The organism is Streptomyces sp. NPDC111606 (assembly GCF_055656945.1).
Genome location: NZ_JBVKBY010000001.1, coordinates 1,604,952 through 1,626,067, shown reverse-complemented (window position 1 = coordinate 1,626,067; position 21,116 = coordinate 1,604,952). Strand labels below are relative to the sequence as shown.

Below are 21,116 nucleotides of genomic sequence, written 5' to 3'. Positions count from 1 at the left end.
ACAGGTGAAAGCAGAGGAAGTCGGCCATGGCAACGGCGCCCAGCGTCTCCTACTCGATGACGGTCCGGCTGGAGGTGCCCGCGAGCGGAACCGCGGTCTCCCAGCTCACCGGGGCCGTCGAGTCCCACGGAGGCTCGGTCACCGGCCTCGACGTCACCGCCTCCGGGCACGAGAAGCTCCGGATCGACGTCACCATCGCCGCCACCTCCACCGCGCACGCCGACGAGATCGTCGAGCAGCTGCGCGGCATCGAGGGCGTCACCCTGGGCAAGGTCTCCGACCGTACGTTCCTGATGCACCTCGGCGGCAAGATCGAGATGCAGTCCAAGCACCCCATCCGCAACCGTGACGACCTGTCCATGGTCTACACGCCGGGTGTGGCCCGGGTCTGCATGGCGATCGCCGAGAACCCCGAGGACGCGCGGCGCCTGACGATCAAGCGCAACTCCGTTGCGGTTGTGACGGACGGCTCGGCGGTGCTGGGCCTGGGCAACATCGGCCCGAAGGCCGCGCTGCCCGTCATGGAGGGCAAGGCGGCCCTCTTCAAGCGGTTCGCCGGCATCGACGCCTGGCCGCTGTGCCTCGACACCCAGGACACCGACGCGATCGTCGAGATCGTCAAGGCGATCGCCCCCGGGTTCGCCGGCATCAACCTGGAGGACATCTCCGCGCCCCGCTGCTTCGAGATCGAGGCACGGCTGCGTGAGGCCCTCGACATCCCCGTCTTCCACGACGACCAGCACGGCACGGCGATCGTCGTCCTGGCCGCCCTCACCAACGCACTTCGGGTCGCGGGCAAGGCGATTGAGAACATTCGCGTCGTCATGTCCGGCGCCGGCGCGGCCGGTACGGCCATCCTGAAGCTGCTGCTCGCGGCGGGCGTGAAGAACGCCGTCGTCGCCGACATCCACGGTGTCGTGCACGCCGGGCGCGAGGACCTGCGTCAGGCCCCCGCGGACTCCCCGCTGCGCTGGATCGCCGACAACACCAACCCCGAGGGCCTGACGGGCACGCTGAAGGAGGCCGTGCGCGGCGCGGACGTCTTCATCGGCGTCTCGGCCCCGAACGTGCTCGACGGCGACGACGTGGCCGCCATGGCCGACGACGCCATCGTGTTCGCGCTCGCGAACCCGGACCCCGAGGTGGACCCGGCAATCGCCCGCCAGACGGCCGCAGTTGTGGCCACGGGCCGCTCCGACTTCCCGAACCAGATCAACAACGTGCTGGTCTTCCCGGGTGTCTTCCGCGGTCTGCTGGACGCCCAGTCCCGCACGGTCAACACGGACATGATGCTCGCGGCCGCGAAGGCGCTGGCGGACGTGGTGACCGAGGACGAGCTGAACCCGAACTACATCATCCCGAGCGTGTTCAACGACAAGGTCGCGGGTGCGGTCGCGGGAGCGGTGCGGGAGGCGGCGAAGTCCGCCACCGCGACGGGTTCGGCCGAGTAATCGTCGAGTAATCACCGGGTGTCGCTGCCTCACAGCCCCGAAATTTGTGTGTGGGCTGTGAGGATCGCCACGGCAAGCCCTTGTAACGGCGCGTCGTGGAACCTGGGGCCTATTGCTGCCGTTTATCGTGACGCGAAAAGCTCAGGCCCTCTCTTCGTGTGACTCCCAAGGGTGTTCTCACGACTCCTCCGGGTGCCGGATTGGCTTTCCCGCCGCAGGTAGGGGCAGGATGCGTCTCTGGGCGCGAGGGTCCGAGGACGGACCCGGGTCCGGGGACTGTCCGAGGACCCTGGCAGCATCGGCTTCGCTGTGCCCAATATGCGGCTCCGCCGCGTGGCACGCCTCAACAGCAAGAAGAACACGGGAGTAACAACATGAACCGCAGTGAGCTGGTGGCCGCGCTGGCCGACCGCGCCGAGGTGACCCGCAAGGACGCCGACGCCGTGCTGGCCGCGTTCGCCGAGACCGTCGGCGAGGTTGTCGCCAAGGGCGACGAGAAGGTCACCATCCCTGGCTTCCTGACCTTCGAGCGCACCCACCGTGCCGCTCGCACCGCGCGCAACCCGCAGACCGGTGACCCGATCCAGATCCCGGCCGGCTACAGCGTGAAGGTCTCCGCGGGCTCGAAGCTCAAGGAAGCCGCGAAGGGCAAGTGACCTTGCCGTCTGTACGCCACGGGACGGCGTGCGGCTTGTAGAAACGCCGATGGGGCGGCACCCGGTTCCGGGTGCCGCCCCATCGTGGTTCGCGCCTACAGACAGCCCCCAGGGCCGCCGAGAGCCGTGAGGTGTCGTCAGCCGAGGGCCTTGCCCGGCGATTCCACCCTCGCGCCGAGCTCGGCCAACTTCGTCATGCTGTGCCTGCCCGGGGTGCGCCCCCGGACTCTCGGCCGGGGGCGGCACTGCGTGGGCCGTAGCGGATGTGAGCGGCCGGGGCCCTCACCCGGGTGCGGCGCTGGGCCTCCCCGAGCCGTGAGGTGTCGTCAGCCGAGGGCCTTGCCCGGCAGTTCCACCTTCGCGCCGAGCTCGACCAACTTCTCCATGAAGTTCTCGTAGCCGCGGTTGATGAGGTCGATGCCGTGGACCCGGGACGTGCCCTGGGCCGCCAGGGCCGCGATGAGGTAGGAGAAGCCGCCGCGCAGGTCGGGGATGACCAGGTCGGCGCCCTGGAGCTTGGTGGGGCCGGAGACGACCGCGGAGTGCAGGAAGTTGCGCTGGCCGAAGCGGCACGCGGAGCTGCCGAGGCACTCGCGGTAGAGCTGGATGTGGGCGCCCATCTGGTTCAGCGCGGAGGTGAAGCCGAGCCGGGACTCGTAGACCGTCTCGTGGATGATGGACAGGCCGGTCGCCTGCGTCAGAGCTACCACCAGCGGCTGCTGCCAGTCCGTCTGGAAGCCGGGGTGCACGTCCGTCTCGAGGGCGATGGACTTCAACTGGCCGCCGGGGTGCCAGAACCGGATGCCCTCGTCGTCGATCTCGAAGGCACCGCCCACCTTCCGGTAGGTGTTGAGGAACGTCATCATCGAGCGCTGCAGCGCGCCACGGACGTAGATGTTGCCTTCGGTCGCGAGCGCCGCGGACGCCCAGGAGGCCGCCTCCAGGCGGTCCGGGAGGGCGCGGTGGGTGTAGCCGCCGAGCGTGTCCACACCGGTGATGCGGATCGTGCGGTCGGTGTCCATCGCGATGATGGCGCCCATCTTCTGCAGAACGCAGATGAGGTCCTCGATCTCGGGCTCCACGGCCGCGTTGGACAGCTCCGTGACGCCCTCCGCGAGCACCGCCGTCAGCAGCACCTGCTCCGTCGCACCCACGGACGGGTACGGCAGCCGGATCTTCGTGCCGCGCAGCCGCTGCGGAGCCTCCAGATACTGCCCGTCCGCCCGCTTCTCGATGGTCGCGCCGAACTGCCGCAGCACCTCGAAGTGGAAGTCGATGGGCCGGCCGCCGATGTCGCAGCCGCCGAGGCCGGGGATGAACGCGTGCCCGATGCGGTGCAGCAGAGGGCCGCAGAGGAGGATCGGGATGCGGCTCGAACCCGCGTGGGCATCGATGTCAGCGACGTTCGCGCTCTCCACGTGGGAGGGGTCCATCACCAACTCGCCGGGTTCCTCACCCGGACGGACCGTGACCCCGTGCAGTTGGAGCAGACCGCGTACGACCCGGACGTCACGGATGTCGGGTACGTTGCGCAGTCGGCTTGGTGCGCTGCCCAGCAGGGCGGCGACCATGGCCTTCGGTACGAGGTTCTTCGCACCGCGGACACGGATCTCGCCCTCCAGCGGGGTTCCGCCGTGGACAAGCAGGACATCGTCGTTGACGGTCATGTATCTCGCGTTCCGATGAGTTGGGCAGGGGCCAGGAGGGAAAGGGTAATCGCCGCAGACCCCCCTTCTGTAAGCCCAAGTACGACTCAGGAACGTCATAGCTCTGTCACAACACGAACCGTTCCGCCACGGGTACGAGCGGTCACCGTCCCGGTCGTGCGCCGGGGGACGCTCCTTTCCGCCCTGAGCTGCATTCACCGACGAACCGGCATTGCCTCCCCACGCGAAGGGAAGATGCGGGATCATGTCTGGCATGACCGAGGTGTCCTCGCTCACAGGGCGGCTGCTCGTGGCCACGCCCGCCCTGGCGGACCCGAACTTCGACCGTGCGGTGGTGCTCCTTCTCGACCACGACGAGGAGGGCTCCCTCGGCGTCGTGCTCAACCGACCGACGCCCGTGGACGTGGGCGACATCCTGGAGGGCTGGGCGGACCTCGCCGGCGAACCCGGTGTCGTCTTCCAGGGCGGCCCGGTGTCCCTGGACTCCGCGCTCGGCGTCGCCGTCATCCCCGGCGACGCGAACGGCGAGAGCGCCCCGCTGGGCTGGCGCCGGGTGCACGGCGCCATCGGGCTCGTGGACCTGGAGGCGCCGCCGGAGCTGCTCGCCTCGGCCGTGGGCAGTCTGAGGATCTTCGCCGGGTACGCCGGCTGGGGGCCTGGCCAGCTGGAGGACGAGCTGGTGGAGGGCGCCTGGTACGTCGTCGAGTCCGAGCCCGGGGACGTCTCCTCGCCGGCGCCGGAAAGACTCTGGCGCGAGGTCCTGCGCAGACAGCGCAACGAGCTCGCGATGGTGGCCACGTATCCCGACGACCCTTCGCTCAACTGATGCCTGTGAGCTTCAGTACCCTTGGCGATATGAGCACTCTCGAGCCCGAGCGCGGGACTGGTACGGGAACCCTCGTAGAGCCGACGCCGCAGACGTCCCACGGCGACGGCGACCACGAGCGCTTCGCCCACTATGTCCAGAAGGACAAGATCATGGCGAGCGCCCTCGACGGGACCCCCGTCGTGGCGCTCTGCGGCAAGGTCTGGGTGCCCGGCCGCGACCCGAAGAAGTACCCGGTGTGTCCCATGTGCAAGGAGATCTACGAGTCCATGGGCGCCGGCGGCGACAAGGGCAAGGACGGCGACAAGAAGTAGCGGTCCCTTCCGTTCGGCAGACGTAAGGCCCTCAGGGTGCGTTTTGCGCGCCCTGAGGGCCTTTGTGCTGTCCGCGCGTTGCATGGAGTGCGTTCGCCGGTCACAGAGTGGTTGAGACCTCTTGTGATCGTGTTCATGAAGTCCCTAGCCTCCGAGTGTTGTGCACAGCGAAACCGTCATTGCGCATGTTGCAACACTCCATCGGAGGAGCACTCCATGAACGCCAGGAAGCCGTCCGTCCGTTTCCTTGCGGCCACCGCTCTCGCGGCCGCCACTCTGATCGTCTCCGCCTGCGCCCCGCAGACGTCCACCAACTCCTCCTCCGACAAGGACGAGAAGACCGGCACCCTGCGGGTCTGGCTCTTCCAGGAAGTCGGCAACAAGCCCAAGGAGAAGGTCGTCGACTCCGTCGTCACCGCCTTCGAGAAGGCCCACGAGGGCACGAAGGTCGACGTCGAGTACATCCCGATCGAGACCCGCGCCCAGCGCGTCAAGGCCGCCTTCAACGACCCGAAGTCCGCGCCCGACGTCATGGAGTACGGCAACACCGACACCGCCGGCTATGTGAAGGACGGCGGACTCCTCGACGTCACCGAGGAGTTCGGCGACTGGACCGAGGCGAAGGACACCGACCCCACGGCCAAGCAGTCCGTCACCGTGGACGGCAAGATCTACGGCGCGCCCTTCTACGTCGGTGTCCGCGCCCTGTACTACCGCACGGACATCTTCGAGGAGCTCGGCCTCGAAGCGCCGAAGACCATGGACGAGTTGGCCGAGACGGCCCGCAAGATCCGCGCCGCGAAGCCCGAGCTGTACGGGCTCGTGGTGGGCGGGGCGTACACCTACGGCGCTATGCCGTTCGTGTGGGCCAACGGCGGCGAACTCGCCACCGGCAAGGGCGGCTCGTACGCCTCCGCCATCGACAGCGCGGCCGCCCAGAAGGGCATCAAGGCGTACACGTCCCTGTTCGGCGACGACAACTGTCCCGCCGCCAAGTGCGCCGGCATGGGCGGCAACGACACGATCACCGCGTTCGCGGCGGGCAAGGCGGGCATGGCGATCGGCGGCGACTTCAGCCACACGGCCGTGGAGGCCGGGAAGGCGAAGGGCAAGTACGCGGTCGTGCCGCTGCCTGGCGTCAAGGCCGGTTCCATCGCGCCGGCGTTCGCGGGCGGCAACAACATCGGCGTCCTGAAGAGCACCTCGCACCGCACGCTGGCCGTCGACCTCATGGAGCAGCTGGCCTCGAAGAAGACGCAGACCTCGATGTTCGAGGCGATGGGCTTCCTGCCCACCTTCTCGGACGTACGGCAGCAGGTCGCCGCCGAGGAGCCGTACGTCAAGCCCTTCGCGCAGACCCTGTCCGCCGGCACCAAGTTCGTCCCCGCGTCGCCCGCGTGGGCGCAGATCGACTCCTCGCTGGTGCTGCCGACCATGCTCCAGGAGGTCATCAGCGGCAAGAAGGACGTGGCGGCTGCTGCGGAGGAGGCGGCCACGAAGATGGACGCCGCGTTCGGCTCCGCCGGGTGACGCGGGTGCCCAGTGGGTCGGGGGTTGTGGAGCGTCGGCGGGCGCGGGTGGATCGTGGCTGGTCGCGCCCGCGTGGCGGTAGCCGCAAATTCAACGGGGCCCCGCGCCCCCAGGGGCGTCCGCGTGGGCGGAGTCAGACGACACCCTGGCTCTATCTCGCCCCCGCCCTCGTCGTTCTCGGCGGACTGCTCGTCTATCCCATCTATCAGCTCGGGCTGATCTCGTTCTTCGAGTACACGCAGGCGCAGGTCAGCGGCGGGGAGCCCACCACCTTCCAGGGGTTCGGCAACTACGCGGAGTTGTTCTCGGACTCCCAGTTCTGGCAGGTGCTGCTGGCCACGGTCGTGTTCGCGGCGGCGTGTGTCGTGTCGACCCTCGCCGTCGGGTGTGCGCTCGCCGTGCTGCTCACGCGCGTGCGTGCCGTGCCGCGGCTCGCGTTGATGCTGGCGGCGCTGGGGGCGTGGGCGACGCCTGCGATCACGGGGTCGACGGTGTGGCTGCTCCTGTTCGACGCGGACTTCGGGCCGATGAACCGCATCCTGGGGCTCGGCGACCACTCGTGGACGTACGGGCGTTTCAGCGCCTTCTTCCTCGTCCTGCTCGAAGTGGTCTGGTGCTCCTTCCCGTTCGTGATGGTGACGGTGTACGCCGGTATCCGCTCCGTACCTGCCGAGGTGCTGGAGGCCGCCGCGCTGGACGGTGCCTCGCAGTGGCGGATCTGGCGGTCGGTGCTGGTGCCGATGCTGCGGCCGATCCTCGTGGTGGTGACCATCCAGTCGGTCATCTGGGACTTCAAGGTCTTCACCCAGATCTACGTCATGACGAACGGCGGCGGCATCGCGGGCCAGAACCTCGTGCTGAACGTGTACGCCTACCAGAAGGCCTTCGCGTCCTCGCAGTACAGCCTCGGTTCGGCGATCGGCATCGTGATGCTGCTGATCCTGCTGGCGGTGACGCTGGTGTATCTGCGGCTGCTGCGCAGGCAGGGGGAGGAACTGTGAGGTCCGTGAAGTCCGTGGGTTCCGTGCCCTTCGTACGGCGGCCCTGGCGGCTGCTCGCGGAGGTGTCCGCGCTGCTGGTCGCCGTCGTGGTGGCCTTCCCGCTGTACTGGATGGTGCTCAGCGCCTTCAAACCGGCCGGGGAGATCGAGTCCAGCGAGCCGCGGCCCTGGACGCTGGCCCCTTCCCTGGATTCCTTCCGGCGGGTGTTCGAGCAGAACGAATTCGGCCGCTACTTCCTCAACAGCCTTGTCGTGGCGTGCACGGTCGTGATCGTCTCGGCACTGATCGCGTTTCTGGCGGCGACCGCGGTGACACGATTCCGGTTCCGCTTCCGGACCACCCTGCTGATCATGTTTCTGGTGGCCCAGATGGTGCCGGTGGAGGCCCTGACGATCCCCTTGTTCTTCCTCATGCGGGACTTCGGCCAGCTGAACACACTCGGCTCGCTGATCCTGCCGCACATCGCCTTCTCGCTGCCGTTCGCGATCTGGATGCTGCGGGGGTTTGTGAAGGCGGTTCCCGAGGCGCTGGAGGAGGCCGCGTACATCGACGGGGCGAGCCGGTCGCGATTCCTGTGGCAGATCCTTTTCCCGCTGGTCTTCCCGGGGCTCGTGGCCACGAGCGTGTTTTCGTTCATCTCGGCCTGGAACGACTTCCTGTTCGCCAAGTCCTTCATCATCAGCGACACTTCGCAGTCGACCCTCCCGATGGCCCTGCTCGTCTTCTACAAGCCGGACGAGCCGGACTGGGGCGGCGTCATGGCGGCGTCGACGGTGATGACGATTCCGGTGCTGATCTTCTTCGTGCTCGTGCAGCGACGGCTGGTGTCGGGGCTGGGCGGAGCGGTAAAGGACTGACGTGACTGAACTGATTCCAGCGCCGGGCCATGTGACGCGCCAAGGCGCGCGCTTCTTCGAACTGGGCCCGGCGACAAGAGTGGCCGCGGGAGAAGGCACCGAACGGACAGAACGCTGGCTGCGCGCCACGCTGGGCGCGGCCACCGGCCTGCCGCTGGCACCCGGGCAGCCGGACGAGGGCGACGTCATCCGCCTGTCCATCGACCCGGTGGTCACCAAGGACCTGGGCGAAGAGGGCTACCGCCTCGCCGTCACGCCCGAAGCTGTCCAGCTCGCGGGCGGCGGCCCCGCCGGTCTCTTCTGGGGCGCCCAGACGATTCGGCAACTGCTCGGCCCTGACGCCCACCGCCGGGCCCCGCTGCCCGGCCGGCAGTGGCAGCTGCCGGAGATCCATGTGCAGGACGCCCCCCGATTCCGCTGGCGCGGCCTCATGCTCGACGTCTCCCGGCACTTCATGCCCAAGGACGGCGTCCTGCGTTACCTCGACCTGATGGCCGCCCACAAACTCAACGTCTTCCACTTCCATCTGACGGACGACCAGGGCTGGCGCGTCGAGATCAGGAAGTACCCCCGGCTCACCGAGGTCGGCTCCTGGCGGGCGCGTACCAAATTCGGCCACCGGGCCTCCCCGTTGTGGGACGACAAGCCGCACGGTGGTCACTACACCCAGGACGACATCCGCGAGATCGTCGCGTACGCCGCCGAGCGGCATATCACCGTCGTCCCCGAAATCGACGTACCCGGCCACTCTCAGGCCGCGATCGCCGCGTACCCGGAACTCGGCAACACCGACGTCATCGACACCTCCGCACTCACCGTCTGGGACACCTGGGGGATCAATCCGAACGTACTCGCCCCCACTGACAACACCCTGCGCTTCTACGAGGGGGTGTTCGAGGAACTCCTGGAGCTGTTCCCCTCGGAGTTCATTCATGTCGGGGGTGACGAATGCCTCAAGGACCAGTGGCGGCAGTCGCCGACCGCGCAGGAGCGCATCAGGGAACTCGGGCTGAAGGACGAGGACGAGCTCCAGGCGTGGTTCATCGGCCACTTCGACAAGTGGCTGGCCGCGCGCGGGCGCAGGCTGATCGGCTGGGACGAGATCCTGGAGGGCGGGCTCGCGGAGGGCGCGGCCGTGTCGTCCTGGCGCGGCTACGCGGGCGGCATCGCGGCGGCCCGCGCTGGCCACGACGTCGTCATGTGCCCCGAGCAGCAGGTGTATCTGGATCACCGTCAGCACGGCGGCGACGACGAGCCGGTGCCGATCGGGTACGTGCGCACCCTGGAGGACGTCTATCGGTTCGAGCCCGTTCCCGCGGAGTTGACGCCGGACGAGGCCCGGCACGTGCTCGGCACGCAGGCCAACGTGTGGACCGAGGTGATGGAGGACCACGCGCGCGTGGACTATCAGACCTTCCCGCGCCTGGCCGCCTTCGCCGAGGTCGCCTGGAGCAGCCTCCCGGCCCCGGCGGAACGGGACTTCGCCGACTTCGAGCGGCGGATGGCCGCCCACTACGGGAGACTTGACGCCCTGGGAGTCGCGTACCGTCCGCCGTCCGGACCGCGGCCCTGGCAGCGGCGCCCCGGGGTCCTCGGCCGCCCGATCGACGGCCCGCCCCCGAACAGGTAATTGAAAAAAACCGGCAAGGTGTCACCGAAGAGTGTCAATCGGTACTCACCGGTGATGCCGTACGAAAACGGACCATCTCCCCGATGAGGTGGGCGAATGCCTCCTAGCGGACCCGTGTCCTCGGGTCCTGCGAAGATGTGCCAGAGTTGCCACGTCCGCCCTGTCAGCACGTACCGTACGGCAGCACAGGTGGGACCAGGTGGGGCAGCGGGAAGGGGCAGCCGGTTTGACCACGCACGCACCGCAGGCGGCGCAGTCCGTCACGCTGCCCACGACGCTGGACGAGGCCGTGGCGGCACTGGCCGCCATGCCCGCCGCCGTGCCCGTCGCGGGCGGCACCGACCTCATGGCCGCCGTCAATTCCGGGCAGCTCAGGCCCGCCGCGCTGGTCGGCCTCGGCAAGATCAGCGAGATCCGCGGCTGGCAGTACCAGGACGGCCACGCCCTGCTGGGAGCAGGCCTCACGCACGCGCGTATGGGCCGCCCCGACTTCGCCGCGCTGATCCCCGCGCTCGCCGCCGCCGCACGCGCCGCGGGCCCGCCGCAGATCCGCAATGCGGGCACCCTGGGCGGCAACATCGCCTCGGCGTCCCCGACCGGTGACGCCCTGCCGGTCCTCGCCGCCCTCGAGGCGACCTTGATCGTCGCGGGCCCGGGCGGAGCGCGCCGGGAGATCCCGGTGTCGCACCTGCTGGCCGGCATGGAGATGCTGCGCGCCGGCGAACTCATCGGCTACGTCCGCGTGCCCCTGCTGCACGCCCCGCAGGTCTTCCTCAAGGCCACCGGCCGCACCGGCCCGGGGCGCGCCATGGCGTCCGTCGCCGTCGTCCTCGACCCCGCCCGGCGCGGCATCAGGTGCGCAGTGGGCGCCATAGCGCCGATGCCGCTCAGGCCGCTGGACGCCGAGCACTGGGTCGCCCAGCTGATCGACTGGGACAACAACCGCGCGATCGTCCCCGAGGCGCTGAACGCCTTCGGGGAGTACGTCTCCGCGGCCTGCATCCCGGACCCGACGCCGGCCGAGGACGGCTCCGTACCGCAGCATCCGCCCGCCGTACTGCACCTGCGGCGCACCGTCGCCGCGCTGGCCCGACGAGCACTGGGGAGGGCGCTGTCGTGACCGACGACCAGCACGGAGAGGGCACGCCCCAGGGCGCGGGCCGCTGGGACCCGCTGCCCCAGGGCGACTACGACGACGGCGCCACCGCCTTCGTCAAACTCCCCGAAGGGGGCATCGACGCCCTCCTGGCCTCCGCCGACAGCCCGCTCGCCGCGCGCGGCCACGGCTATGTGCCTCCGCAGATAGCGGCCGCGCCGGGATCGGGCACGGACCCGGCCGCCGCGGGCGGCTGGCCGGTCGCGGGTGCGCCCGACGGCAACGCCCAGTGGCCCGACCCCAACGCCGTGCCGCAGGACGGGGGCACCGGCCAGTTCCAGTACAACCCCGGGGCCACCCAGCAGTGGAACTTCTCGGAGACCGCCGCAGGTCAGGACGCCGCTGCCGCGCCCCGGCACGACGTCACCGGGCAGTGGTCGATCCCCGTCGCCGACGGTGACCTTCCGGACGAATCGGGCGAGTTCACCACGTCGTCGCTCGTCGAGCAGTGGGGCGGAACGCCTCCGGCCACGCTGCCGGGCGGCGCGCCCGCGCCGTGGGCGACGCAGCCGACCGGGCAGCCGTGGGCACCGCATGCGGACACCGCGGCGACGACCGGGGAAGCGGTGGAAGCCGGGCACCCGCCGGGCGCCGGGCACGTGCCCGGACGATCGGGGCACCCCGGGGCGTACTCCGGGGACCAGCACGCCGGTGGCGCACCCGACTTCGCCGCCGAGCCGGCCGCCCAGGACTCCGCCGAAAGCGCTTCAGAGACCCCACAGGCCGCTTCCGGGCCCGCCGAGCCCGCCACGGACACCCGGGGCGCCGAAGAGGCCGCAGACGGCTCGGCAGCGGCTTCCGCCGCGTCCGGGCCGGCCGAGGAGGCCCCCTCCGACGCCGAGGCCGCGCAGGAGCCCGAGCGGACCGCCGCCTCCGACGACGCGTCGGCGCCCTCCGGCGAGGAACACCCCCTCGCCTCCTACGTGCTGCGCGTCAACGGCGTCGACCGGCCCGTCTCGGACGCCTGGATCGGCGAGTCGCTGCTCTACGTGCTGCGTGAGCGGCTCGGCCTCGCGGGCGCCAAGGACGGCTGCTCGCAGGGCGAGTGCGGGGCGTGCAACGTGCAGGTCGACGGACGGCTCGTGGCGTCCTGCCTGGTGCCGGCCGTCACCGCCGCCGGCAGCGAGGTCCGCACCGTCGAGGGCCTGGCCGCCGACGGGCAGCCCTCCGACGTGCAGCGCGCGCTCGCGCGGTGCGGCGCGGTGCAGTGCGGCTTCTGCGTGCCCGGCATGGCGATGACCTTGCACGACCTCCTGGAGGGCAACCCGGCCCCGACCGAGCTGGAGACCCGCCAGGCGCTGTGCGGCAACCTGTGCCGCTGCTCCGGTTACCGGGGCGTGGTGGAGGCCGTCAAGGAGGTCGTCGCCGAACGCGAGGCGCACTCGGCGGCCGACGGCGGCGAACAGGACGGCGACGAGCCGCGTATCCCTCACCAGGCGGGCCCGGGAGCCGGCGGCGTCCACCGCTCGGCGTTCGAGGCCCCCGGTGCCATGGGACCGCATGACCAGGCGTACGGCCAGGACGGAGGCCAGGCGTGAGCAACGAAGCCGCCACCGCGACCACAGCCGCGGAGGCAGCCCCCGCCCCCGATCAGATCCCGCACGGCCTCGGCGCGTCCCTGCCGGCCGCCGACTCCCGCGCCAAGACCGAGGGCACGTTCCCGTACGCGGCCGACCTGTGGGCCGAGGGCCTGCTGTGGGCGGCCGTGCTGCGCTCGCCGCACCCGCACGCGCGCATCACGTCCATCGACACCACTCACGCGCGGGAGATGCCCGGCGTCCGGGCCGTCGTCACGCACGAGGACGTGCCGGGCAGCCCGCTGCTGGGCCGTGGCAGGGCCGACCGCCCGGTCTTCGCCTCCGAGGTCGTACGTCACCATGGCGAGCCCATCGCCGCAGTGGCCGCCGACCACCCCGACACCGCGCGCCTGGCCGCCGCGGCCGTCATCGTCGAGTACGAGGTGCTCGACCCGGTGACCGACCCCGAGCAGGCCTTCGAGGCCGAGCCGCTGCACCCCGACGGCAACCTGATCCGGCACATCCCGCTGCGCCACGGCGACCCCGACGCGGCCGGTGACATCGTCGTCGAGGGCCTGTACCGCATCGGCCGCCAGGACCCGGCCCCCATCGGCGCCGAGGCGGGTCTCGCGGTACCGCGCCCCGACGGCGGCGTGGAGCTCTACCTCGCCTCGACCGACCCGCACGCCGACCGCGACCGCGCCGCCGCCTGCTACGGCCTGGAGCCCGAGCGCGTCAAGGTCGTCGTCACCGGCGTCCCCGGTGCCACCGCCGACCGCGAGGACCAGGGCTTCCAGCTCCCGCTCGGCCTGCTCGCGCTCAAGACCGGCTGCCCGGTAAAGCTGACGGCCACGCGCGAGGAGTCCTTCCTCGGGCACACGCACCGGCATCCCACCCTGCTGCGGTACCGCCACCATGCCGACGCCGAGGGCAGGTTGGTGAAGGTCGAGGCGCAGATCCTGCTGGACGCGGGCGCGTACGCCGACATGTCCTCCGAGGCCCTGGCCGCCGCCGTCGCCTTCGCCTGCGGCCCGTACGTCGTCCCGAACGCCTTCATCGAGGGCTGGGCCGTACGCACCAACAACCCGCCCTCCGGCCACGTACGCGGCGAGGGCGCCATGCAGGTGTGCGCCGCCTACGAGGCGCAGATGGACAAGCTGGCCAAGAAGCTCGGCGTCGACCCGGCCGAACTGCGCCTGCGCAACGCGCTGGCGACGGGCGACGTACTCCCGACGGGCCAGACCGTGACGTGCCCGGCCCCCGTCGCGGAACTGCTCCAGGCCGTGCAGGACCACCCCCTGCCGGCGCTCCCCAAGGACACGCCCGAGGACGAGTGGCTGCTGCCCGGCGGCCCCGAGGGCGCGGGCGAACCCGGCGCCGTGCGACGGGGCGTGGGCTACGGCCTGGGCATGGTGCACATGCTCGGCGCCGAGGGCGCGGACGAGGTCTCCACGGCGACCGTGAAGGTCCACGACGGCGTGGCGACGGTGCTGTGCGCGGCCGTCGAGACGGGCCAGGGCTTCGCGACGCTGGCCCGGCAGATCGTCCAGGACACGCTGGGCATCGACGAGGTGCACGTGGCGCCCGTGGACACCGACCAGCCCCCGGCGGGCGCGGGCTGCCGCGGCCGTCACACCTGGGTGTCGGGCGGCGCGGTGGAACGGGCCGCCAAGATGGTCCGTACGCAGCTGCTGCAGCCCCTGGCGCACAAGTTCGGCATGTCCACGGAGCTGCTCCAGATCACGGACGGCAAGATCACGTCGTACGACGGAGTCCTGTCGACCACCGTCACCGAGGCGTTGGACGGCAAGGAACTGTGGGCGACGGCCCAGTGCCGTCCGCACCCGACCGAACCGCTCGACGACGCCGGCCAGGGCGATGCCTTCGTGGGTATGGCCTTCTGCGCGATCCGCGCGGTCGTGGACGTCGACATCGAACTGGGCTCGGTCCGCGTGGTCGAGCTGGCGCTCGCCCAGGACGTCGGCCGGGTGCTCAACCCGGCCCAGCTGGAGGCGCGCATCGAGGCGGGCGTGACGCAGGGCGTGGGCATAGCGCTCACGGAGAACCTGCGCTCCGCGCGCGGCCTGATCCGCCACCCCGACCTCACGGGCTACTCCCTGCCGACGGCTCTGGACGCCCCCGACATCCGGATCGTGAAGCTGGTCGAGGAGCGGGACGTGGTCGCGCCCTTCGGCGCGAAGGCGGTGAGCGCGGTACCGGTGGTGACGTCACCGGCGGCCATCGCGTCGGCCGTACGCGCCGCGACGGGCCGCCCGGTCAACCGCCTCCCGATCCGGCCGCAGGCGGCGGTGGTGACCGGCCAGTGAGCCGGCCGCCCCGTCGGAGTTGAGCGCGGGCGGAGACCACGGCGGGAGACCGCGGCTGTCTCTCGCGGCAACGGAACGCGCGAGAAGGGAACGCGCGAGGGTGGGCCGAGCGTCTAATGATGTGAAGCGCTGTCAGTGGTCGTGCCGATTCGGCGGGCGTTGTCATTCGGCGGGCGTTGTCAGTGGTGGCGCGTAGTGTTCTGGGCAGTGGGGACGGCGGCCGGGGTCGGCGGGCCGGTCGGTCGGCCGTGTCGTGCCCCGGGGTGGTGGGAAAGCGCATGCGGGGGAGCCATGAGCACGACGATCACGACGCACGCCGGTGATACGGCGATCATTCTGAGCGAGGCCGCGCTGGATCCGTACGTCACGCACGCGTCGACGCGGCGCTGGCTGACGGGACCCGGACTGCCGGGCGACAGCGGGGTGTTGAGCTTCGCCGAGCTGTGCCGGGACGGCCTGCGGACGGTGGCGGACTCGACGGGCGATCCGGCGGGCCGGCTGGCGGCGGAGCTGCGGGACCAGCTGGTGATAGGCGGACTGCTGGGCCCCGGCGGCCTGGAGACGGAGTCGGTCCTGCTGGACGGCGCGACGGGCGAGGTCTCGACGACGTACTTCCTGCACGACCGCCCCGACCTGATGGACCGCCGCGCGCTGGCACCGTCGCTGCGGACGCTGGTCCGCTTCGCCGAGGCCACGGACGAACTGGCGGGCCTGCGCGGACAGTTCGCTTCCTACGTCGGCCGCTACGGCACGCAGGCGGTGGCGGACGCGTCCCGGCACCTGCTGGCGGTGTTCGAGGAGGGTGCGGACGGGGAGCCGGCGCCGTTCTGGAGGATGGCCGCCCTGATCCGCCCCCTGGCACTCGTCGCGGGCCGCGCCGGGCACTCGGGCCTCGCCCTGGACCTGCCCCGGCGCCTCCTGGACCAGGAGTTCGGCCAGGGCAAGATGGTGCGCTTCGAGGAGGTCGACTTCCCCGCCACGCTCACGCACGAGCCGACGCGCCGCTTCCTGCGCGAGGTGGGCCTGCCGGAGGACGGCTTCCTGTTCTCCCTCGACACCGATGTGCCACTGCAGACGCTGGCCGAGTACTACGCCGACGACGAGTGGTCGGCGGAACTCCCGCTCGGGGCCGGCCACTTGATTCGCCTCGGTCATCTCGTCGAGGACAACAACCTGGTCATCGACGGCACGACGGGCGCCGTCCTGAACTGGAGCGAGCCCGAGGCAAGGCTGTTCCCCCTGAACACGGACGTGTCCACCCTCGCCTTCACGCTCTGGCTGCTGCACCGCGAGCAGGCGATCGACGAGCAGTCGGGCCACGCGCTGACGACCGACACCTACGACCAACTGGCCATGACCATGCTCCAGGTCCTGTCGACGGTCGACCCGACCGGCATCAGAGCGGCGGGTGGGGACGGCCGGCACTACTGGACCGAGGTGTTCCAGGACGAGTCGAGCGGGGTGCTGGAGTCGGTGGGCGGGGCGTGGTGAGCCCGAACGGGGAGGCACGCTCGGACAACATCACCGTCCGCCCGGCCGAACCGGGGGAGTGGGAGGCCGTCGCGGGACTGCGCTGGCAGTGGATCCTCGAGAACGACGACGCGGCACCGGCAGCCGCGGACCGTGACGGCTTCGTACGCCACTTCGTCGACTGGGCGGGTCGGAACGCGGCGTCGCACCGCTGCATGGTTCTGGTCGACAACGACGTCGGCGGTGACCTCGGGATCATCGGCATGGCGTGGCTGGCGGTGGTCCGGCGCGTGCCGACGCCGCACGCGCCGGACCGGGCGTCCGGTGACCTTCAGTGCGTGTACGTCGTCCCCGAGGCACGCGACGCGGGGCTGGGTGGCCGCCTGATCACCGAGACCCTGGCCAGGGCGAGGGACCTCGGGCTGGAGCGGGTCACCGTCCACTCCTCGCCCCGGGCGATCCGTGCGTACGCACGCCAGGGTTTCGAGAACTCGCCGCGCCTGCTCCAGACCCACGTCGCGCGGACGACGCCGTATCCCTGAGGCGTCGTCAGGAGGACTTGCCGACGGCGCGACGACGCCGTACGGCCAGGACCAGGACACCGCCGAGGGCCGCCGCGGCGGCTGCGGCGCCGGCGATGAGCGGGGTGCCGTCGGAGCCGGTGCTCGCCAGGTTGCCGTTCACGGATCCGGTGGAGCCGCCCGTCGAGGTGCCGGCCGATGTGCTGCCCGAGCCGCCCGTGCTGCCGTTGCCGCCCGTGGACTGGCCCTCGGGGTCGTTGCCGGCCGTGGTGGAGCCGCCGTCCGTGGAACCGCCGCCGGTGGAGGAGCCGCCGGACGTGGTCGGGCCGGGCTCGTAGTCGGTCGGGATAGCGATGCGGATCTTGGCCTTGTCGTTGGCGGGGTTCTTGTCGAAGGCCGGGTGGATGTCGTAGACGGAGGTCGCTTTCACCTCGCCGGTGGTGGTGCGGGCGTCTTTGTCGATCTTCAGCGTGAAGGTGAAGGAGAGGGACTCGCCGACCTCGATGGTGTGGTCGGCGGGCCAGCAGACGTACGTGGACTTGCCGGGTGTCCCGGCGGGCCCGGACGGGCCGTCGATCCCGAACGGGGCGCAGTCCTTGGGCACTTCGGTGGCGACCGTGTCCTTCGGGATCCGCACCATGAGTGCCGGCTGGTCGTCGCTCTCCTGGTTCTGGATCCAGCCGGGGCCGTCGTTGCGGAGCTGCACCGTGATGGACTGCTCGCCGCCCGCGAGGGCCTCCGTGTCCTCACCGACGGCGACGAGGTCGGCGGTGCTGTCCGCGGTCAGGGTCAGGCGCCGGTTGCTGTCGTCGAACCCTTCGCCCGGGGCCTCACCGGTGGCCGAGGTGCCGTACTCGACGGCCTCCATCAGGGCGTTGGGCAGCGCCTTGAACCGTACGGGTGTCTCGACGGAGGCACCGGGTTCGATGACGGTGTCGAGCTCGCAGAGCGCCTGGCGGACCTTGTCCCCGACGGTCGAGTAGGTGCAGCCCTCGACGTCGCCCGGGAAGTCGAGCCCCCGCGTCAGCCGGACCCGGAAGGTGACGCCGTCCGCGGCCGCGGTGCCCTTGTTGGTGATGACGACCTTCTCGTCGTACACGTCGCCGGGCTTGGGAGACGTACTCGGCAGGGTCGAGATCACCAGGGAGGGGTCACCCTCCTCCGCGTACGCCGCGGGAGCGACGACTGCGGGAAGCGCCGCGACGGCGGCGGCAGCGGCCACGAGGGCCGCCGAGTGACGGATGTGTGAGGGGCGGATGCGCTGGCGCACGGATGGGTCTCCTCGTGGGGCGGGAAGTACGGCGACCGGAGGTTTTGCCCTCCAGTCATGTACTGGACACCTTGAGGGCGCCTGGGGTTGTGCTGTTCGTCCGAGGAACTGCCACTGGACCGCGAGGAATTGTCTCTATTGGGGAGGCTGGGCAGACTTTCTCCGGTCTCATGTACTCGGGTGCAGCTGAGTACATGAGCCCTGTTCGCGCGACGGGCGAGCCGCGACGCTTGGCCCATGAGCCAAGGACCACAGAGACCCGCCCCCGCGCTGCTGCCGACCCTCGTGACGGCCGGCATATCGCTCGCGGTGTGGGCCGCCTGGCTGGGCTGGGACCAGCACCGCGACATACAGCCGGACGGCACGACGACCGGCCCGTACGAGACGTGGCAGGTGATCGGCCTGGCACTGACCCTGCTGATGCCGGTCTACTGGGCGGCCTCCCGCCACCACCGCACGGCCGCCGTGGTCGGCCCCACGATCGGCCTGACCGTCGCCGCCTTCCACGACTGGTCGGACGACGCCTCCGGCCTCTACGTGGTCGGAGTGGTGATGGTCATGCTGGGGAGCCTCGCCGCGACCGCCACGGTCTCCGCAGTGATCGGAGCCATGTCCCGGGACGGACGGCAAGCCGCGCACTGAGGCCGACGAGGACGACGGCGAGGGTGTGGAGGCCGTGGCGGGATTCGAACCCACGTAACTCGCTTTGCAGGCGAGCCCCTGAACCACTCGGGCACACGGCCGTTGCACCGGCTTCGGGCGGTCCGCCCTGGTCGGTGAATCGACCGTAGGCGGGCGTGTCCGGGCCGATCAAGGGAATGGGTGGCCCTGCAACGGGACTGCCACACCGCGTTCATGAACGCCGTCGGTCCTACGACCAAGGTCCCGGCCCGTGGCCGTCTTCCGACAGGGGTCAATGTCGGTTGTGGCCCTTACGCTGGCGGACATGACTGCCCTCGAGCCGCGCGACGCCGGTGTCGCGAAGAGATCCGATGTCCCCTTGGTCCCCGAGTCCGAGGAGACCGTGCTGAGCCGGGACTATCGGGCCCTGAGCATCGGGATCGTCTCCGTCGTGCTGCTCATCGCCTTCGAGGCGACCGCCGTCGGGACGGCCATGCCGGTGGCGGCGCGGGAGCTGCACGGGGTGTCGTTGTACGCCTTCGCGTTCTCCGGGTACTTCACCACCAGCCTGTTCGGGATGGTGCTCGCGGGGCAGTGGTCGGACCGGCGCGGGCCGCTCGGCGCGCTCACCGCCGGAATCGCCTCCTTCGGGGCCGGGCTGCTGCTGGCCGGGACCGCGGGAGCGATGTGGCTGTTCATTCTCGGGCGGGCCGTGCAGGGTCTCGGCGGCGGGCTGGTGATCGTCGCTTTGTACGTCGTCGTCGGGCGGGCCTACCCCGAGCGGTTGCGGCCGGCGATCATGGCGGCGTTCGCGGCGAGCTGGGTCGTGCCGTCGATCGTGGGACCGCTGGCCGCCGGAGCGGTGACCGAGCAGCTGGGCTGGCGCTGGGTGTTCGTCGGGATTCCGGTGCTCGTCGTGTTTCCGCTCGCACTGGCGCTGCCGCAGATACGGCGGCGGGCGGGAGGACCGGTCGACACCTCCGCCCGCGGCACCTCGTTCGACCGGCGCCGGATTCGGCTCGCCCTCGGCATCTCACTCGGCGCGGGGCTGCTTCAGTACGCCGCCCAGGACCTGCGGTGGCTCTCCCTCGTCCCCGGCGTCGCGGGCGCCGCGCTCCTCGTGCCGGCCGTGCTCGGCCTGCTCCCGCGCGGCACTTACCGTGCGGCGCGCGGGCTGCCGTCCGTGGTGCTGCTGCGCGGGGTCGCGGCGGGGTCGTTCATCGCGGCCGAGTCCTTCGTGCCGTTGATGCTGGTCACCCAGCGGGGGCTGTCGCCGACCCTCGCCGGGTTCTCGCTCGCCGCAGGTGGCGGGACGTGGGCGCTGGGTTCGTGGATGCAGTCGCGGCCGCGGGTGGAGCCGTACCGGGAACGGCTGATGACGCTGGGGATGGTGCTGGTGGCTGCCTCCATCGCCGCCGCGCCGAGCGTCCTGATCGACTCCGTGCCCGCCTGGACCGTCGCCGTGGCGTGGGGGTTCGGCTGCTTCGGGATGGGGCTGGTGATCTCCTCCACCAGCGTGCTGCTGCTCCATCTCTCCGCCCCCGAGGAGGCCGGCACGAACTCCGCCGCCCTCCAGATCTCCGACGGCCTGTCCAATGTCGTGCTCCTGGCGGCCGGCGGCGCCGCCTTCGCCGCCCTGGGCGGCGGCACGGTGAGCCACGCGGCCACCGGGGCCTCCGGCGCCGGGTCGCATCCGGCGGCGTTCGCGGCGGTGTTCCTGCCGATGGCGGGGGTGGCGTTGGTGGGGGCCTGGGTCACTACGCGGGTGCGGGAGCGGTGAGTTGGGGCGGCGGGGGCGGGGTTCGCCCCCGCCGCCCCAACCCGTCCCGCCCTCCAGGGGCTCCACCCCCTCGGCCCCCGGTTCCGCCTCGGGGGGCTGCTGCCCCCAGGCCCCCGCTGTCGGCCCTGAAGGGGCCTCGTCCTCAAACGCCGGACGGGCTGGATGGCGAAGGCCGGCATCGAGAGGCGGCCCTCCGAGGGGCTGAGGGCTGCTCGCGTCGGCGGTGCACCGGCCCCGTGCCCGCATGTTCGGTACGTCGGCCTACGACGACCTCCACGAGCAGGCCGCCGCACTCCTGCACGCCATCGCCACCAACCACCCCCTCGTCGACGGCAACAAGCGCACCGCCCGGCTCGCCACCGCGACCTTCCTCGCCCTCAACGGCGTCGACCTCACCGGCGTCGACCAGGACGTGGCGTACGCGCTGGTCATCGACGTGGCCTCCGGGGAGGAGGGGGACGGCGGCGTGATTGCGGGGCGGCTGCGGCGGCTGTGACGTCGGTCCCACCCACGTGTGACCCG

At 71.0% G+C, this 21,116-nt stretch carries 17 protein-coding genes, 1 tRNA gene and 1 pseudogene; 16 read left to right on the top strand and 3 right to left on the bottom strand.

Going from position 1 to position 21,116, the window contains the following annotated elements; all coding sequences use genetic code 11:
* Window positions 1-26: 26 nt before the first annotated feature.
* Window positions 27-1,451: an NAD-dependent malic enzyme gene (locus ACZ7M7_RS07385; RefSeq protein WP_472113649.1), complete on the top strand. Its 1,425-nt coding sequence runs from the start codon at window positions 27-29 to the stop codon at window positions 1,449-1,451.
* A 374-nt stretch (window positions 1,452-1,825) separates the two neighbouring features.
* Window positions 1,826-2,107 (top strand): HU family DNA-binding protein, encoded by a 282-nt coding sequence (locus ACZ7M7_RS07380; protein WP_007498188.1) that lies wholly within the window; start codon window positions 1,826-1,828, stop codon window positions 2,105-2,107.
* A 326-nt stretch (window positions 2,108-2,433) separates the two neighbouring features.
* Here the strand turns inward: ACZ7M7_RS07380 and murA are convergent, their stop codons facing one another.
* Complete coding sequence (gene murA, locus ACZ7M7_RS07375; RefSeq protein WP_383608669.1) at window positions 2,434-3,774, bottom strand: UDP-N-acetylglucosamine 1-carboxyvinyltransferase; 1,341 nt, start codon at window positions 3,772-3,774, stop codon at window positions 2,434-2,436.
* A 253-nt stretch (window positions 3,775-4,027) separates the two neighbouring features.
* On the opposite strand from murA, the gene ACZ7M7_RS07370 reads away from it, so the two are divergent.
* The 11 genes from ACZ7M7_RS07370 to ACZ7M7_RS07320 all read left to right on the top strand — a co-directional run bounded on the left by ACZ7M7_RS07370 (window position 4,028) and on the right by ACZ7M7_RS07320 (window position 16,944).
* A complete protein-coding gene (locus ACZ7M7_RS07370; protein ID WP_383632758.1) occupies window positions 4,028-4,600 on the top strand; it encodes a YqgE/AlgH family protein in 573 nt (190 codons plus the stop codon).
* A gap of 29 nt (window positions 4,601-4,629) precedes the next feature.
* Window positions 4,630-4,914, top strand: a complete 285-nt coding sequence (locus ACZ7M7_RS07365) for a DUF3039 domain-containing protein (protein ID WP_328427332.1) — start codon at window positions 4,630-4,632, stop codon at window positions 4,912-4,914.
* 216 nt (window positions 4,915-5,130) lie between these two features.
* On the top strand, window positions 5,131-6,444 hold the full coding sequence (locus ACZ7M7_RS07360; protein ID WP_383608675.1) for an extracellular solute-binding protein: 1,314 nt from the start codon (window positions 5,131-5,133) through the stop codon (window positions 6,442-6,444).
* Between the two features lie 47 nt (window positions 6,445-6,491).
* Window positions 6,492-7,445: a carbohydrate ABC transporter permease gene (locus ACZ7M7_RS07355; RefSeq protein WP_383609310.1), complete on the top strand. Its 954-nt coding sequence runs from the start codon at window positions 6,492-6,494 to the stop codon at window positions 7,443-7,445.
* A gap of 5 nt (window positions 7,446-7,450) precedes the next feature.
* Window positions 7,451-8,302, top strand: a complete 852-nt coding sequence (locus tag ACZ7M7_RS07350) for a carbohydrate ABC transporter permease (protein WP_383632764.1) — start codon at window positions 7,451-7,453, stop codon at window positions 8,300-8,302.
* A gap of 1 nt (window position 8,303) precedes the next feature.
* Window positions 8,304-9,932 (top strand): beta-N-acetylhexosaminidase, encoded by a 1,629-nt coding sequence (locus ACZ7M7_RS07345; protein ID WP_472113643.1) that lies wholly within the window; start codon window positions 8,304-8,306, stop codon window positions 9,930-9,932.
* A gap of 226 nt (window positions 9,933-10,158) precedes the next feature.
* Window positions 10,159-11,052 carry an FAD binding domain-containing protein gene (locus ACZ7M7_RS07340; RefSeq protein WP_383608681.1) on the top strand — a complete coding sequence of 298 codons (894 nt, stop codon included), beginning with the start codon at window positions 10,159-10,161 and terminating at the stop codon, window positions 11,050-11,052.
* Window positions 11,049-12,626 (top strand): (2Fe-2S)-binding protein, encoded by a 1,578-nt coding sequence (locus ACZ7M7_RS07335; RefSeq protein ID WP_472113640.1) that lies wholly within the window; start codon window positions 11,049-11,051, stop codon window positions 12,624-12,626. Before ACZ7M7_RS07340 ends, ACZ7M7_RS07335 begins: the two co-directional genes overlap by 4 nt.
* Entirely contained in the window at window positions 12,623-14,932 is a 2,310-nt protein-coding gene (locus ACZ7M7_RS07330) for a xanthine dehydrogenase family protein molybdopterin-binding subunit (RefSeq protein WP_472113637.1), read from the top strand. The genes ACZ7M7_RS07335 and ACZ7M7_RS07330 overlap by 4 nt, the downstream gene beginning before the upstream one ends.
* 291 nt (window positions 14,933-15,223) lie before the next feature.
* The gene (locus ACZ7M7_RS07325) at window positions 15,224-16,423 is read left to right on the top strand and encodes an SUKH-4 family immunity protein (RefSeq protein WP_472113634.1); all 1,200 of its coding nucleotides are present in this window, start codon (window positions 15,224-15,226) and stop codon (window positions 16,421-16,423) included.
* The gene (locus ACZ7M7_RS07320) at window positions 16,417-16,944 is read left to right on the top strand and encodes a GNAT family N-acetyltransferase (protein WP_472113631.1); all 528 of its coding nucleotides are present in this window, start codon (window positions 16,417-16,419) and stop codon (window positions 16,942-16,944) included. Before ACZ7M7_RS07325 ends, ACZ7M7_RS07320 begins: the two co-directional genes overlap by 7 nt.
* A 7-nt stretch (window positions 16,945-16,951) precedes the next feature.
* Here the strand turns inward: ACZ7M7_RS07320 and ACZ7M7_RS07315 are convergent, their stop codons facing one another.
* Complete coding sequence (locus tag ACZ7M7_RS07315) at window positions 16,952-18,193, bottom strand: LPXTG cell wall anchor domain-containing protein (RefSeq protein ID WP_472113628.1); 1,242 nt, start codon at window positions 18,191-18,193, stop codon at window positions 16,952-16,954.
* Between the two features lie 237 nt (window positions 18,194-18,430).
* Between ACZ7M7_RS07315 and ACZ7M7_RS07310 the strand changes: the two genes are divergently transcribed.
* Complete coding sequence (locus tag ACZ7M7_RS07310) at window positions 18,431-18,835, top strand: hypothetical protein (RefSeq protein ID WP_472113625.1); 405 nt, start codon at window positions 18,431-18,433, stop codon at window positions 18,833-18,835.
* 26 nt (window positions 18,836-18,861) lie between these two features.
* On the opposite strand, the gene ACZ7M7_RS07305 is transcribed toward ACZ7M7_RS07310, so the two are convergent.
* Window positions 18,862-18,936 (bottom strand) — tRNA-Cys (locus ACZ7M7_RS07305).
* A gap of 203 nt (window positions 18,937-19,139) precedes the next feature.
* Between ACZ7M7_RS07305 and ACZ7M7_RS07300 the strand changes: the two genes are divergently transcribed.
* Both ACZ7M7_RS07300 and ACZ7M7_RS07295 read left to right on the top strand, forming a co-directional pair.
* Window positions 19,140-20,594 (top strand): MFS transporter, encoded by a 1,455-nt coding sequence (locus ACZ7M7_RS07300; protein WP_472113622.1) that lies wholly within the window; start codon window positions 19,140-19,142, stop codon window positions 20,592-20,594.
* Between the two features lie 205 nt (window positions 20,595-20,799).
* A pseudogene (locus tag ACZ7M7_RS07295) lies at window positions 20,800-21,090 on the top strand (type II toxin-antitoxin system death-on-curing family toxin); the annotation flags it as partial.
* Window positions 21,091-21,116 lie beyond the last annotated feature (26 nt).

Coding starts and splice junctions, on each gene's coding strand:
- ACZ7M7_RS07385 (WP_472113649.1), top strand. CDS start 27: ATGGCAACGGCGCCCAGCGTCTCCTACTCGATGACGGTCCGGCTGGAG.
- ACZ7M7_RS07380 (WP_007498188.1), top strand. CDS start 1,826: ATGAACCGCAGTGAGCTGGTGGCCGCGCTGGCCGACCGCGCCGAGGTG.
- murA (WP_383608669.1), bottom strand. CDS start 3,774: ATGACCGTCAACGACGATGTCCTGCTTGTCCACGGCGGAACCCCGCTG.
- ACZ7M7_RS07370 (WP_383632758.1), top strand. CDS start 4,028: ATGACCGAGGTGTCCTCGCTCACAGGGCGGCTGCTCGTGGCCACGCCC.
- ACZ7M7_RS07365 (WP_328427332.1), top strand. CDS start 4,630: ATGAGCACTCTCGAGCCCGAGCGCGGGACTGGTACGGGAACCCTCGTA.
- ACZ7M7_RS07360 (WP_383608675.1), top strand. CDS start 5,131: ATGAACGCCAGGAAGCCGTCCGTCCGTTTCCTTGCGGCCACCGCTCTC.
- ACZ7M7_RS07325 (WP_472113634.1), top strand. CDS start 15,224: ATGAGCACGACGATCACGACGCACGCCGGTGATACGGCGATCATTCTG.
- ACZ7M7_RS07310 (WP_472113625.1), top strand. CDS start 18,431: ATGAGCCAAGGACCACAGAGACCCGCCCCCGCGCTGCTGCCGACCCTC.
- ACZ7M7_RS07300 (WP_472113622.1), top strand. CDS start 19,140: ATGACTGCCCTCGAGCCGCGCGACGCCGGTGTCGCGAAGAGATCCGAT.